Source organism: Aeromonas sp. S41-2 (assembly GCF_027705845.1).
In the GTDB taxonomy this organism is placed as follows: Bacteria; Pseudomonadota; Gammaproteobacteria; order Enterobacterales; family Aeromonadaceae; genus Aeromonas; species Aeromonas hydrophila.
This window is the reverse complement of sequence record NZ_JAPDCG010000003.1, coordinates 297,461-312,118: the sequence shown is the minus strand read 5'-3', so window position 1 is coordinate 312,118 and position 14,658 is coordinate 297,461. Positions and strand designations below refer to the sequence as shown.

The following is a 14,658-nucleotide window of genomic DNA, read 5'->3' as shown; positions in this document are numbered from 1 at the left end:
CAGCGATAAACGAAAAGCGGGCCACTCGGCCCGCTTTGTCATGTCTGCCCGTATGGCTCCCAAGATCAATCCAGCACTGTGTCGTCGCCCGCCAGCAGCGCCTGCATGATGGCCGTCTCGCGGCTGGCGATGGTCTCGAGAAACTCGTTGGCTCGCCCCATGTGGTGACATACCCGGTAACCCCGTTCGACAAAGGTAAAGAGCTCGCCCAGTCCCGCCAGATGGGCCGGCCCCGATATCAGCTTCAAGGTCGCCCCGAGCAGCGGCTTTCTGGCCAGCCGATCCAGGGTCATCCCCAGTTCGTTGACCAGTTGCAACTGGTGACGGCGACGCGCTTCTTCCCCGACCTCCTGATAGGCGAGGGCATAGGCCTTGGCGTTCAGCCGCGCCATGCTGCCGCTGCGACGCAGCGCCACCACCATCAGGTAGTCGAGCTCCTCGGAGAGGGCATCGAGTTCAATGGCCTGCGCCAGCACCTTGAGACCGGATTCCGGCAACAGCCGCTCGGCGGTCGGCATCACCCGCATCACGTCCGCATCCCGGCGGGCACAGTCCCCCGGCCCGTAGAGGTCGGTCAGGAAGAACTGCGCGGCCGGCCCGTAGCGCTTGCTCTCCAACAGGTCGCGGTGGGTGCGCCCCAGCCGATCGGCCTGCCATTGGCGCAATGCGTCCCTGTCTTGCTGATCCTGCGGATGGGTGCGCATCTGCTCGCGCAGCGCGGCCACCCGGTTGAGCTGGCGATAGAGTCGCGCCAGGGTACTCTCTTCATCCGGTTGCGGGTCATCGAATGGTTGTTGCTGTTGGGTCATCTGCTGCTCTCTTGACCTGTTTCCAATGGCCTGTCACGGATAGACATGACGACAGGCGGCGCCTTGCCGAGGCTCGTCACGTGTTGCCGACCCAGTGTAACGCGGCGGCAGCCCAGGCGGAATCGATGGAGCTTTTACTCAACAGGCTTTGTTAAGTGAGTCCCAAAAATGTTGCAAATGGCTTTCACTTGTTTGATTCATATGTTTAATATCAATAAATGTTGTCATCGCTCAGAGAGTTAGCATGTTTCTATACGATCCCCTTGCCGGCAGCAGCCTGTCGACCATCCAGGTCAGCCGCCAACACCCGCTCGGCCTCGCCGGCGCCAGACTGGCCGCCGAAGCCATTGCCCAGGACATGAGCGAGGAGTACGAACTCGACTGCGAGTGGGAAGACGAGGAGGAGACCCGCTTGCTGTTTCGTGGCGCCGGGGTCAACGGCTCTTTGTTCCTCACCGACGATACCCTGTCGCTGGAGGTGCGCCTCGGCCTGATGCTGTTGCCGGTGCGCAGCGTGCTGGAGCAGGAGATCCTCGAATACGTCGATCAGCGCCTGCCTTGCCCAACCCGGCGCTGATGAGGCCAATAAATACTGATCCAGCGCAAGAAACAATCATGAAATAACCGATTCCACTATCGTTACCCGGCCTGACATTTATTATTAAAAGGGCCGAGCAAACTTTGTTTTTTTATTTTAAGAGGCATGAAAACTGCCTCCCTTTTTGTCATGAAACATCATCTTGAATTAATCGCCGTGCAGTTTCACCAACATATAAGTGCTATTTGTTCATTCACTCCTGATCAAGCTAATTCATGAAACGGCAGGAGACAAATAACGCGAAACGATAGGGATAATACATGTCTGTGTGTGAACTCATCTCCTGTGTCGATACCGCCTGGCTGCGGATGGACCGGCCCAACAACTTGATGCAGATCGTCGGCGTGCTGATGTTCGACGGTCAGCTGGATGAAGCCATCTTGCGGGAGAGCCTGCTGCACACAGTTCGGGTACAGCCGCGCTTCGGGCAGAAGGCCTGCCTGGAAGGGGGCGAATACTACTGGCGCACCGATCCCGACTTCGACCTCGACCTGCACCTCAAGCGGGTGATTCTGCCAGGCAAGGCCGGCAAGGTCGAACTGGAGCGGCTGGTGGCCGACTTTGCCTCCACCCCGCTCAACCACCAGCGCCCGCTGTGGGAGATGCACCTGGTGGATACCTCTCTGGGCGGCCAGGCGCTGGTGGTGCGTTTTCACCACGCCATGGGGGACGGCTTCTCCCTGGTGCGGGCCATGCTGACCATGATGGACGAGAGTCCGGTGGCGCCCCCCAGGCCACAACCCGAGCCGGTGGCCAATGACGACGGCGACGAGGAGCACGATCAGCAGGGCAGTCGCCTGTTGCGGGCCGGCCTCAAGCTGACCGGCACCCTCTGGTCCAAGTACGTCGAGGTACTGACCCATCCCACCAAGGCGATGGACTACCTCAAGACCAGCCGGGACGTGACCGCCGAGCTTTACACCATCGCCACCCTCTCCGACGATGCCAATACCCGGCTCAAGGGGGAGACCGGCAGCACCAAGCGGGTAGCCTGGTCAGAACAGATCCCGCTGCCGGACGTGAAGGCGGTAGGACGGGTACTCGGCTGCTCGGTCAACGATCTGCTGATCGCCGCCACCGCCGGCGCGTTTCGTCACTACCTGCTGGAACAGGGCGACCAGACCGACATCGACATCCGGGCGCTGGTGCCGGTCAACATGCGCGCCCCGGACGACAAGGGGGCACTTGGCAATCGCTTCGGGCTGGTGGCACTGGATCTGCCCCTCAACATCGAGCACCCGCTGCAGCGGCTCTATGCGGTGCGGGATCGGATGCAGGCGCTCAAGTCCTCCCTGCAACCGGCGGTGGTGCTCAACCTGCTGGAAGTGATGGGCATGGCCCCCAAGGCGGTGCAGCAGCAGGCCATCGACATCCTCTCTGCCAAGGCCAGCGCGGTCATCACCAACGTGCCGGGCCCGCAGCAGACCCTCTATCTGGCCGGCGCCCGCCTGCGTCAACCGCTGTTCTGGGTGCCCCAGGCCGGCGACATCGCGGTCGGCGTCTCCATTCTCTCCTATGACAACAAGGTGCAGCTCGGCCTCATCACCGACAAGAAGCGGGTGCCGGACCCGGATCTCATCGTCGAGCGCTTCGCCGTGGAGTTTGAGCAGTTGCTGCTGCTGGTGTTGATGGAACCGGACCTGATCTACGATCCCGACATGCTGGATCTGCTGCTGCACGGCTGACCGCGCCACTCTTGCAAGACGAGGAGCCGGCAAGAAAAGAAGTCTAAAGAGAAGAGGCCAACCCAAGGGTTGGCCTCTTTCATTGCGGCAATGGCACCTTACTCGTCCGCCAGCTCCTCGCGGGCGGCTTCCACGTCGAGCCGCTCCATGGCATCCAGCGGCTCGCACGCGGCGGCCTCGCCGTAGAGCGCCTCGGCGGCCGCCATCTTGCTCTTGCCGTGCATCATCACCATGGCATTGGCGTACTCCATGCGGGCGATGGCGGAGTGGGGGATGATAGCCAGCGCCGCCTTGAAGTGACGCTCGGACTCATCCTTCTTGGCGCCGTAGGTGATGCCGCCGATCATGGCCCCCAGCTTGTCGATGATTTCCGCATGCCAGGCACCGAAGGCGATATGGGCTTCCGCGTGATCAGGTTCAAGGATCAGCGCCTGCTCCAGGCTGCTCTTGATCTTGTCACCGATACCGATGGAGAGCGCCTTGGAGACCGAGATCACCTGGCTGTAGCGACCCAGCGCCAGGGCGTGGAAGTACCAGGCGTTGACGTTGTCTGGCTGGCGTTTTTGCAGCTTCTCGGCGTTGCTGGCGGCCAGCTCGAATGCTTCGCGCTTGGCATACTTATCATCCAGCAGGTAGCTGGCGTGGATCACCAGCGCCTTGTTCGCCACGTTGAGGCCATCCTCGCCGGCGCCCAGCCCTAGGCTGACGGCGCGGGCGAAATCACCGGCGTGATAGGCGCGCCAGGCTTCCTGCACCTGTTCATCTTCGGGCCAGGGCTCGGCATCCCCCTGGTGCAGCCGTTCCCAATGCTGCGCAAGGCGCTCCCCGGCATAGTCATAGGCCGCGTCCGGCCAGGGGAAGGGGGTGAAATCGGACAATTTGGGCTGTGAAGTGGTCATATGATTCTCCCTGTTAAAAACACAATCAAATACACGATGCTGTCAGCTCGCCGTGGTGGCGGGCTGATAATGGGTGGCGATGGCATCCAGATCGGCGCGGGCATCGGCTCGTAGCCGGGGGGCCACCAGCTGCATCACCTGAAACACCCCGAGCGCGATGTCGGCATCGGCCCGCGGGTGCAGCGCCCGCTGGTAGGAGATCCAGAAGGTCCCGACCAGCGCGATGTTGGCGGCCAGCGCCGTCACCTGCGTCTCATCGCCTTGCAGCAGGCCGCTGCGCCAGAGGCTGTGACAGATGGCAGCGGCGGTCTGCTCCTTGCGCCGCAGCAGAGCCGAGAAGCGCAGCTCCACCTTGTGGTTGCCGCTCATCAGGGTGCTGATGTCGTAGTAGAAAAAACGGTACTTCCAGATGAGTTCGAACATCAGGTGCAAGAAGAACCAGATGTCCTCCGCTTCGTTCAACGGCGGAGTAATGGTGTCGAGCAGGTGGGCCATCTCCTGTTCGAACTCGCCGAACAGGGCGTTGACGATCTCCTCCTTGTTGTGAAAGTGGTAATAGAGGTTGCCCTGACTCATCTCCAGCTCGGCCGCGATGGCGGAGGTGGTGACTGTCGGCTCGCCCAGCAGGTTGAACTGGGCGAGGGCGGTGGCCAGGATGCGATCCCGCGTACGCCGCTTGGGTTTGCAGTCCATGCTACTCCTTCGATTGCCGGCGACCCTTGCCGCCATAGCGGCGAGTCAGCCAGTGCTGCAGCTGGGTCAAAGAGGCATCCAGCGCCGCCACCGAGCCGGTGCCCGGGGTCAGCAGGGAACGTTGTTCATCGGCCAGCGCGCCCAGATCCAGTTCCAGCCCATGTCTGGCGAGGATGGGACCAAGCTCGGCCCGTCGCTGCCACAAATCCTGGCGGGTATGCTGGAAGGCGTGCTCGCACAGATGGCGCCGATCCCGGTAACTGAACACATTGGTAAAGAACATCTCGCCGTCCGCCGAAGAGGGTTCGAACAGCAGGGCATCCGCCTCCGGATACTGGTGCTTGTAGCGATCCATCCCCACGTGCATGCGCGAATGGATAATGGCGCGAAACGTCTGGGCCAGCACCACCGGCAGACCGCGGTCCACCAGCTTGGCGGGGTGTTCGCTGGCCAGTCCCGCATCAAAGGGCACCAGCGGATTGATGCAAAACACCAGGTCGGCCCCCTCCTGCAGCGCCACCGAGGCGTGCAGCGTCTTGATCAGCGCCCCGTCCACGTAGTAGCGGCCATCGATGAGCGAGGGCGGGAACAGGCCGGGCAGGGCGGCCGAGGCCTGTACCGCGGCGGAGATGGGCACCTGGTCCAGCCCCGGGCTGCCGAAGGCCACCGCACGGCCGGTATCGAGCTCGGTAGCGATGACGAACAGCCGGCTGGCAAGCTCACGAAAATCGTTGCTGCGACCGGGGCGGGAGAAAAACTGGGTGAGGATCCGATCCACCCCGCGGCTGTCGAACATGCCGGTCGGGATCGCTCGGGACAACCCCTGCAACGAGCCGAGCAGGCTCTTGTTCCAGGGGGAGGAAAGATAGTCGGCCAGACACGTCAGCACCAGCGGCGGCAGCGAGGTGAGCCGGTCAAAATACTCCCCGAAGGCGGGACGCAGCAGGGTGGAGGGGTCGAAGAACTCGCCGGTGTCATCGCTTAACAGGATCCGCACCAGCTTGTCCGGCGAGATGCCGTTGGCCAGCGCCGAGGCGATCACCGCTCCCGAACTCACCCCCACATAGATATCGGCCTGCTCGAAACGCAGCCCCTTGATGCTGTCGGCCAGGGCGGCGCAGGCTCCGATCTCGTAGATCCCCCCCAGAGGTCCCCCTCCGGCGAGGGCAACCGCAATCGTGCTCATGATTTGCCTCCCTTCTCATGCAAAACCGGCCCAGCAGAGGGCATGGGCCGGTGGATCATTACGCAATCAGAACAAGCCGGTCAGCGGATCAGAAGAGCGTGGTTTCACTCTTCTCCTTGACCTCTTTGGCCACGCTCTCCACTTCCGTTGCCAGTGCTTTCACCTCTTCCTTCACCTTGGCGATGGGGGCGGCGGCTTTCTTGACCGGCGGCTTTTTGGCTGCAACCGGCTTCTTGGCAGCGGCGGCGGCAGGCTTGGCCTCGTCAGCCGGGGCAACGTCATCCAGGTCCTGGGCATCGATCAGCTGCTGTACCACCTCGGTCAGCTCGGCCATGCGCTTGGAGAGCTTGTCGATGTCCTTGCGGGTCGGAATGCCAAGGCTGGCGACGGCGCGGGCCACGCGATCCTCAAACACCTGCTCCAGACGTCCCCAGGTACCGGCCGTCTTGTCGGTCATGGCAGCGATCTTCTCGTCTGCGCTCTGGCGGGTACGGGTTTGCAGGGCTTCCCCTTCCTGCACCAGGGCTTCGAAGATTTTACCGCCTTCTTCCTGGGCTTTGGCATAGGCACCCAGACCCGCCAACCAGATCTGCTGGGTGGACTCCTTGATGGTGGAGGTGAGTTGGTTGTCGGTCACCGAACTTGCCAGTGCTTTCAATTTTTTGGCCATGACAATCTCCTTGCTCGTGATATAGATGATGGTAATGACAACAACCTTGATATATTCGTTGTGGCATTACTTGGCTTTCATCCTCAGTCTATGGAGAAAAAATAGAGGGTTCTACCTAATAACGGAACAAGCAACCCTGGTAATTTTGGTCTGGGTCACGAAGAATGATATTCGAATGAATATTTTGCGTTAAAGCTTGATATATCTAACAGCAACTAACAGCCCAATCAGTAAGGGATATAAATACCATGGACTATTTCATCACGGGGGGCAGCGGCTTTATCGGTCGCCGGCTGATTAAAAAAGTGCTGCAGCGCCCGAATAGCCGGGTGCATTTCTTGATGCGTGCCGCCCATCTCGATCGGGTACCCGATCTGCTGGCCTACTGGGGGGTTGAGGCGGATCGCGCCATCCCCGTGGCCGGCGACATGACCCACCCGCTGCTCGGCGTGGGCAGTGCCGAGCTGGAGCCCCTCATCGGCAAGGTCGATCACTTCCTGCATCTCGCCGCCATTTACGATCTCAACGCCAAGGCGGGCATTCAGCAGCAGGTCAATGCCGAAGGCACCCGTCAGGCCCTGCAACTGGCCGAGCGGCTCCAGGCCCGCTGTTTCCATCACTGCAGCTCCATCGCGGTGGCCGGTCTGTTCGACGGACTGTTTCGCGAAGACATGTTCGATGAGGCCGAACACCTCGACATGCCCTATTTCCAGACCAAGCACGAAGCCGAAGGGATAGTGCGCAAGGAGAGCACGCTGCCCTGGCGCATCTATCGACCGGGCATCGTGGTCGGTGATGCCAACACCGGCGAGATGGACAAGGTGGACGGCCCCTATTACTTCTTCAAGACCATCCAGAAGCTGCGCCGCATGCTGCCGCCCTGGATGCCCGCCATCGGGGTCGAAGGGGGACGCATCAACCTGGTGCCGGTCAACTTCGTGGTGGATGCCATCGATCACATCGCCCATCTGGAAGGGGAGGACAACAAGGCGTTCCACCTGACCGATTCCCACCCCATGCGGGTCGGCGACATGCTGAGCACCTTCTCCCGCGCCGCCCATGCCCCTGAGCCCGCCATTCGCATCAATGCGGCCCTGTTCAGCTTCATTCCCCGCCATCTGATGACCATGCTGATGGCGCTGACGCCGGTGCGGCGCATTCGCGATGCGGCGATTGCCGACCTGGGGCTGCCCAAGGACATCTTCCGGCTCATCAACTATCCCACCCGCTTCGACAACCGCGAAACCCAGCGGGTACTGAAGGGGACCGGCATCGAAGTGCCGCCGCTGCACAGCTATGCCTGGCGACTGTGGGATTACTGGGAGCGTCACCTCGACCCCGAGCTGTTCATCGATCGTACCCTGCGCGGCCGGGTCGAGGGCAAGGTGGTGCTGATCACCGGCGCCACCTCCGGCATCGGCAAGGCCACGGCGAGAAAACTGGCCGAGGCGGGTGCCAAGGTTCTGACCATCGCCCGGGACGAGCACAAGATTGCCGAGACCCAGGCAGAGTTTGCCGAGCTGGGATTGACCCTGCAGGTCTATCAGGGGGATCTGGCCGATCTCGCCCAAGGGGAGGCGATCACCCGGCAGATCGTGGCCGAGCATGGCGGGGTGGACATCCTCATCAACAATGCCGGTCGCTCCATCCGCCGCGCCATCGAGGACTCCTTCGATCGTTTCCATGATCTCGAGCGCACCATGCAGCTCAACTACTTCGGCACCCTCAAGGTGATCATGGGGCTGCTGCCCACCATGATCGAGAAGAAGAAGGGCCACATCATCAACATCTCCTCCATCGGGGTGCTGACCAATGCGCCGCGCTTCTCCGCCTACGTCGCCTCTAAATCGGCGCTCGATGCCTGGGTGCGCACCGCCGCCTCCGAGTTTGCCGACAAGGGGGTCAACTTCTCCATCATCAACATGCCGCTGGTGAAGACCCCCATGGTGGCGCCCACCAAGGTGTATGAGCAGGTGCCAATGATGACGCCGGAAGAGGCCGCCGATCTGGTGTGCGACACCATCATCAACAAGCACGTGCGACTGGCTACCCGGCTCGGGGTGTTCGGCCAGGTGATCCATGCCCTGGCGCCGCGAGTGGCCCAGGTGATCATGAACACCAGCTTCCGTACCTTCTCCGACCCCAAGGAGGGCAACGAGTCCAAGGCCTCGGCGGATCAGATGGCGGTCTCCACCCTGATCAAGGGGATCCACTTCTAAGGGGAGCGACAACGAACTGAGGTAGCAAAAACGGAAAGGGCCTGAGCAATCAGGCCCTTTTCATTTGCGGCTGCAGGCGGGAGAGCAGGGTCAACAACAAGGCCGTGGTACGGCGGGAGTAGAGCAGGGAGAGGTGGCCGAGGGCGGCGAGCTCCACGTCCTCCATGCCATCCAGCCGTTGGCGGGACTGAGGCAGCACGAAGTTGTCGTGGCTGGTGCGCACCGAGACCCCGGGCACGCAGAGCGGCACGGCGGCGAAGCGCTGCAACCAGCCTGAGCCTGGCTCCATCTCGCGGGCATTGTCGCCCAGCCCCAGGGTCGCCAGCTGGCTGCCCTGATGGGGGGTGGCCAGGGTGATGAGCCGGGCCACCTTGTCACCACCCGCCACCACCAGATAGTCGCGGCACACCAGGCCACCCATGCTGTGGCCTATCAGCACCAGCTGCAACGCACCGGTGGCGGCCAACACCTCATCGATGCGATTGGCCAAGAGCGGCACCATGTCGTCGAGATGGCCGAAGGGAGGGGTCAGGGTGACGGTTGCTACCGTGTAGCCGGCAGCCTCCAGTCTGGCCCGTTGCACCCGCCAGATGCCGCGACTGCAGCCATAACCGTGGATCAGCAACAGGGGCAGGGGGGAGGGTGTCAGCCTGTCTGGCGCCATCAGCCAACGCTCGAACGGCAGCAACCAGGTGAAGGTCAGCAGGTAGGCCACAATCTCTCGCCCCACCATGGGCAACCATTCTCGCCAGCCGATGGCAGGCACCGGGTAGAAGCGGGAAAAGCCCCAGGTCAGCACCACCACCAGGGTGCGCAGCCCCAACAGGGCCACCACCACGAACAGGATGGAGAGCGGCAGCGAGAACCCGATGACCAGATGGGCGATACCCCCAAGGAGCGTCACCTCAACCAGCAGCAGGATCAGTAGTTGCTTTGTGATCGTCATGACCCAATCATCCGACCAGTTTGGCATGGAAGTCAAATGACCCTTTCATCAATGTGATGACAAGCGCGCAATCACCCGTCGGCGCGGCAATAAAGCACTTCTGCATGGGGTTATTTGCAATACTGTATATCCATACATATACTTGTAACCACTATCAGAAGGAGGACGCCGCGATGGCCGTTGAGATCAAATATGTTGTGGTACGTGGGGGAGTGGAGAAGATGACCTTTGCCAGCAAGAAAGAGGCCGATGCCTATGACAAGCTGCTGGACACTGCCGATGAGTTGATGCATTTGCTGGCGGGCGCGCCCGTTTGCCTTGAACCTGAACAGCAAGAGAGCCTGGCCTTCTACCTGGCCGAGCAACGCGATCTGCTGCAAAACGTGCTGCGCGGGGCCAAGGGGCAGGGGAGCAGCAAGTCGGAGCCACAGGAAGAACAGAGTGACGCAGGCAAGCCAAAAGACAAATCCCTCAAGCGGGTAGCGTGAGGACGATATGGGGGAGGCTGCCCGTCACAGGATGAAAACAGCCTCAATTTATGCATTGATGAGAATTTTAAAGCATTTACATGGATATTTACCCCGATAACTTTCCAACCAAGGTGCATATCCATTGAATAAATACACTATGCAGCATCAGCTGTTGATAGCGATGCTGTTCGCTACACAGCATCGACGTTCCAGTCCCACGTGATGCCGATAACCCCATTTATCGGCATCACCATCACGCAGACCCCGAGCCGAGTCTCTCATCCACAAGCATCATCATGACCACTATGTTACTTCCACCCGCCATGCCGCTGTTCGATGGTCTGGCCTACCTGGAGGCGGGCAATCCCCAGGTCAATCAATATCTTGCCAATCTCAGCCTCAACGATGTTCCCGATGCCGGGCTGGTCTACGAACTCGCCGTCGACTGGCTGCTGGAGCAGCGCAACAGCGAGAACAACTACAAAACCTATCGCAGCGAGCTGACCACGTTTTTGCACTGGTGCTTCGGCGAAATGCGCATCAGCCCCAAGGATCTGACCCGGCGCATCATGATGCGTTATCTCGATTACTGTCAGGCGCCGCCGGCGGCCCTGATTGCCTATCGCAACGTTGCCCAGTTCGTGCTCGACAAGGAGTGGGGAGAACGACTGCCCAATCCCCAATGGCGACCCTTCCTTGGCAAACGGGAGCTGGGCCGCGAGCTGCCGTACCGCCTCAGCGAACAGGCCATGAAGACCAAGCTCGCCATTCTGTCTGCCTTCTTCCAGTTCTTGATCCAGGAAGAGTACATGGACCGCAACCCGGCGCTGTTACTGCAACGGGTGAAGCGCTCAATGCAGCAGGAGCCGGACGACCATGGCCAGGCCTTCAGCGAGCTGCAGTGGTCCTATGTGATGCAGGCAGCCGACCTGCTGGCGGCCGAATCACCCGAGCAGCACGAGCGCAGCCGCTTCCTGATAAGCCTGATGTACGCCTGTTACCTGCGGATCTCGGAAGTCGCGGCAAGGCCAGGGTTTACCCCCGTCATGGGGCAGTTTCGCCGCGATGGAAAAACCGGTGTCTGGGGCTATTTCATTCCCCGCAGCAAGGGTGGCAAGCGCCGCACCGTGGCGGTGTCTCATGCCTTGCTCGAGGCCCTCAAACGCTATCGGACGTTTCTCGGTCTTTCACCATTGCCGGTACCCGATGAGCAGACTCCGCTGTTTGTGCGCCACAAGGCTGCGGCACATGGCCGGGAACAAGGCGAGCTCAACGCCAACCTCGGGATCCGCCAGCTGCGTGACCTGGTGATGAGCGTCATCCAAACCGCCGCCGAGTTGGCAGGAAAAGATGGGTTTGTACAGGACGGCGCCGAGATGCGCAACCTGACACCACACTCCATTCGTCATACCGGTATCACCCACGACATCAATCTCAACGGGCGGCCGTTATCACATGTGCAAGCCGATGCCGGCCACGACAGCATCGACACCACCTCCAAGTACCTGCACACCGGCAACAGCGAGCGCCATGAAAGTGCCAATCACAAACCGCTGGATCGGCTGCACGACTAGGCCTTTCAAAATGAGAGATAACGAAAAGAGAAGTTCAGGAGCATGGCTGTAGATGACCAGCGTTTTTTAACCGACCTCATTCCGGATTCTTCCATAACCCAATACCGCGCATAATGAATATTATGTTAAATTAAATATCTTGTTTCCTGTCACCACCTATTGAACTGTGTATAATGGCAACAATTGATCCTATCTCCGACCGGATGTCTTAAGTGGCTGAATTAACATCAGAACAATTAAAACCTGTTTTTTCGATTGAACAGTTTCCTGCCCTCAGCGAACTCGAACCCATTCCTTTTGCCGCCTTGCAACCCAGAGCCATTTCCGGCATCAAGCGTCTCGCCAGCTTTGATGGCGACTGCCCGGTCATGCTGCTCAACGGTTTTCCCGGGGTGGATTATGAAGGCGTTTGCCAAACGCTGATCGCCGCCTCCAACGGCAATGATGGCGACCTGTTCGATCTCTGCTACACCGAAAATCTGAACAATCCGTTCAAGCCCATCTGGCTGCGCCTGCAACCCGGTACCGGCTTCGAGTTCTGTGAAATGGTCGGCGAATTGCTCAAGCTGATGAGCCATCATCTGGATGCCGAGCGCCTGGTCACCCGCATTATGCGCAAGCAGAACAACGATCCCAAGCTCGATGACTTCCTCTCCGATCTGGCGGCGCACGTGGCACAGGGGCTCGAATTTCAACATCCGGTACTCATCAACCTGCTGATCCACCATGAAGAGCAGGAAGCGCCGATCATCTATGGGCGGGATTTGAACTGGGATACCCTGTTTGGCTCCATCAACTATCAGACCGAGCAAGGTTCGGTTTACGCCAACCAGCACCTGCTGGAGCCGGGCCTGCTGCGTCAGGCCAACGGCGGCTATCTGATTTTGCAACTGGATGAGCTGCTGGACCAGCCCCACCTCTGGTTCAAGCTCAAGAACGCGATGCAAAAAGGCGAGCTGGACTGGAACGCCTATCAGGAAGGTAAGACCCTGACCCCCTTCTTCACCCCGGAAGCCACCCCCATCAAGCTCAAGCTGATCCTGGTCGGCGATCGGTTGGATGTGGCCGAGTTCCAAATGCTGGACCGCGACATGTCCGAGCGCATCTTCCTGCGCGCAGATCTGGTCTCCGAGGTGAACATCGAAGAGGATCTGCCCGATTATCTTCAGTATCTGGCCTGGCTGCGCGAGCGCTGGGAGCTGCTGGACTTCACCCCGGCCGCCCTCGCCGCCCTTTGCCGCCACGCCAGCCGGCTGTGCGACCACCAGGAGTGGCTGTCACTCTCCGAGGTGCAACTTTCTGCCATCATGCGGATGGCCGACAGCCTGGCACGCGAGCTGGAAGCGGACGTCGTCACCGACGAGCACATTCGCGGTGCACTGGAAGAGCAGGATTACCGCCTCAACTATCTGGTCGAGCAGTCCGACCAGGGCGTCATCGACGGCCAGATCCTGCTGCAGACCGACGGTGAGGAAGTGGGCCAGATCAACGGCCTCTCCGTCATCCAGGTCTCAGGGCATCCCTATGATTTTGGCGAGCCGGTGCGTCTCACCGCCACCGTGCATCTGGGGGATGGCGATGTGGCGGACATCGAGCGCAAAGCGGAGCTTGCCGGCCATATCCACGCCAAGGCGATGATGATCATCCACGGCTATCTCTCCAACAAGTTTGGTGCCGAGAACCCTTCCCCACTGTCGGCCAACCTGGTGTTCGAGCAGTCCTACCATGAAATCGATGGTGACAGCGCCTCGTTGACCGGCCTGTGTGCCCTGCTCTCTGCCCTCGCCCGCCAGCCCATCTACCAGCACTTTGCGGTGACCGGCGCGGTCGATCAGTTCGGCAATGTGCAAGCCGTCGGCGGCGTCAACGAGAAGATCGAAGGCTTCTTCCGGGTATGCAAGATCCACGGTCTCACCGGCAAACAGGGGATCCTGTTGCCTGGCACCAATGCCCAGCAGCTCAACCTGTCCGATGAGGTGATTGCAGCCGTCGAAGCCGGCCAGTTCCATATCCATCCGGTGGATCATGTGGAAGAGGCCATCGAGTTGCTGACCGGTTGTGTTGCTGGTGAGCCGGATATGCCGGATACCCTGTTCGGCCGGATCCAGCAGCGACTGGATGAGCTCAACGGCACCGACGTCATCAAGGGTGGCATGCTGCGCCGCCTGCTTGGTCGAGTGTTCGGACGGTGAGAAAAGAAGTGATCGGAGTTGTTTAGCGAACAACTGTACGCTAAATTGGCCCGGCTTTGACCCATTTGAAGGATAAACAGCGTGACCGTAGACAATACCACCATTGATGCCCGCCTTTCCCTGTGTGAACAAGGCAAAGACTCGTTTACCCGTGAAGAGCTGCTCGCCTGCAGCCGTGGCGAATTGTTTGGTGAGGGTAACAGTCAGCTGCCCGCCCCCAACATGTTGATGATGGATCGCATCGTCAAGATCAATGACAACGGTGGTGAGCATGGCAAGGGCGAAATCCTGGCAGAGCTCGATATCACGCCGGATCTCTGGTTCTTCGATTGCCACTTCCCGGGCGATCCGGTCATGCCTGGCTGTCTCGGTCTGGATGCCATGTGGCAACTGGTCGGTTTCTTCCTGGGCTGGAAAGGCGGCCCCGGCAAGGGTCGTGCACTGGGGGTTGGCGAGGTGAAATTCACCGGCCAGATCCTGCCGACCGCCAAGAAAGTGACCTACAAGATCACCTTCAAGCGCGTCATCAACCGCAAGCTGGTGATGGGGATCGCCGATGGCGTGGTGGAAGTGGATGGTCGCCCGATCTACAGCGCTACCGATCTGAAAGTGGGTCTGTTCAAGGACACCACCGCATTCTAAGTCTGACCTTCAGGTCGAACTGAACAACGTAAAGGGGCCATCATGGCCCCTTTCCTTTTGCAATGAGTGATGAAG

Annotated in this window: 13 protein-coding genes; 7 read left to right on the top strand and 6 right to left on the bottom strand. The window is 60.2% G+C overall.

Features of this window, described 5'->3' with window-relative positions; translation table 11 throughout:
• Positions 1-65: 65 nt before the first annotated feature.
• Positions 66-809 (bottom strand): FFLEELY motif protein, encoded by a 744-nt coding sequence (locus OKC44_RS09395; RefSeq protein WP_252453753.1) that lies wholly within the window; start codon positions 807-809, stop codon positions 66-68.
• Between the two features lie 244 nt (positions 810-1,053).
• Here OKC44_RS09395 and OKC44_RS09390 point away from each other — a divergent pair, with 244 nt between their 5' ends.
• Positions 1,054-1,386, top strand: a complete 333-nt coding sequence (locus OKC44_RS09390) for a polyhydroxyalkanoic acid system family protein (RefSeq protein WP_041213446.1) — start codon at positions 1,054-1,056, stop codon at positions 1,384-1,386.
• Between the two features lie 281 nt (positions 1,387-1,667).
• Complete coding sequence (locus tag OKC44_RS09385; RefSeq protein ID WP_171280551.1) at positions 1,668-3,092, top strand: wax ester/triacylglycerol synthase family O-acyltransferase; 1,425 nt, start codon at positions 1,668-1,670, stop codon at positions 3,090-3,092.
• A 98-nt stretch (positions 3,093-3,190) separates the two neighbouring features.
• On the opposite strand, the gene OKC44_RS09380 is transcribed toward OKC44_RS09385, so the two are convergent.
• The 4 genes from OKC44_RS09380 to OKC44_RS09365 all read right to left on the bottom strand — a co-directional run bounded on the left by OKC44_RS09380 (position 3,191) and on the right by OKC44_RS09365 (position 6,540).
• Positions 3,191-3,991: a hypothetical protein gene (locus OKC44_RS09380; RefSeq protein WP_270812438.1), complete on the bottom strand. Its 801-nt coding sequence runs from the start codon at positions 3,989-3,991 to the stop codon at positions 3,191-3,193.
• 42 nt (positions 3,992-4,033) lie between these two features.
• Positions 4,034-4,684, bottom strand: a complete 651-nt coding sequence (locus tag OKC44_RS09375; RefSeq protein WP_016350698.1) for a TetR/AcrR family transcriptional regulator — start codon at positions 4,682-4,684, stop codon at positions 4,034-4,036.
• Between the two features lies 1 nt (position 4,685).
• Entirely contained in the window at positions 4,686-5,870 is a 1,185-nt protein-coding gene (locus OKC44_RS09370) for a patatin-like phospholipase family protein (RefSeq protein WP_024945220.1), read from the bottom strand.
• Between the two features lie 88 nt (positions 5,871-5,958).
• A complete protein-coding gene (locus OKC44_RS09365; RefSeq protein ID WP_024945221.1) occupies positions 5,959-6,540 on the bottom strand; it encodes a phasin family protein in 582 nt (193 codons plus the stop codon).
• Between the two features lie 248 nt (positions 6,541-6,788).
• On the opposite strand from OKC44_RS09365, the gene OKC44_RS09360 reads away from it, so the two are divergent.
• Complete coding sequence (locus OKC44_RS09360) at positions 6,789-8,759, top strand: SDR family oxidoreductase (RefSeq protein WP_270812436.1); 1,971 nt, start codon at positions 6,789-6,791, stop codon at positions 8,757-8,759.
• 49 nt (positions 8,760-8,808) lie between these two features.
• Here the strand turns inward: OKC44_RS09360 and OKC44_RS09355 are convergent, their stop codons facing one another.
• Complete coding sequence (locus OKC44_RS09355; RefSeq protein WP_270812434.1) at positions 8,809-9,705, bottom strand: esterase/lipase family protein; 897 nt, start codon at positions 9,703-9,705, stop codon at positions 8,809-8,811.
• Positions 9,706-9,878: 173 nt separating this feature from the next.
• On the opposite strand from OKC44_RS09355, the gene OKC44_RS09350 reads away from it, so the two are divergent.
• From OKC44_RS09350 to fabA, 4 genes are all read left to right on the top strand, one after another.
• Positions 9,879-10,193, top strand: a complete 315-nt coding sequence (locus OKC44_RS09350) for a YebG family protein (protein WP_270812432.1) — start codon at positions 9,879-9,881, stop codon at positions 10,191-10,193.
• Positions 10,194-10,471: 278 nt separating this feature from the next.
• A complete protein-coding gene (locus tag OKC44_RS09345) occupies positions 10,472-11,749 on the top strand; it encodes a tyrosine-type recombinase/integrase (RefSeq protein WP_270812429.1) in 1,278 nt (425 codons plus the stop codon).
• Positions 11,750-11,961: 212 nt separating this feature from the next.
• Complete coding sequence (locus OKC44_RS09340; protein WP_270812428.1) at positions 11,962-13,941, top strand: Lon protease family protein; 1,980 nt, start codon at positions 11,962-11,964, stop codon at positions 13,939-13,941.
• An 81-nt stretch (positions 13,942-14,022) separates the two neighbouring features.
• Complete coding sequence (gene fabA / locus OKC44_RS09335; protein ID WP_016350690.1) at positions 14,023-14,583, top strand: 3-hydroxyacyl-[acyl-carrier-protein] dehydratase FabA; 561 nt, start codon at positions 14,023-14,025, stop codon at positions 14,581-14,583.
• Positions 14,584-14,658: the final 75 nt, after the last annotated feature.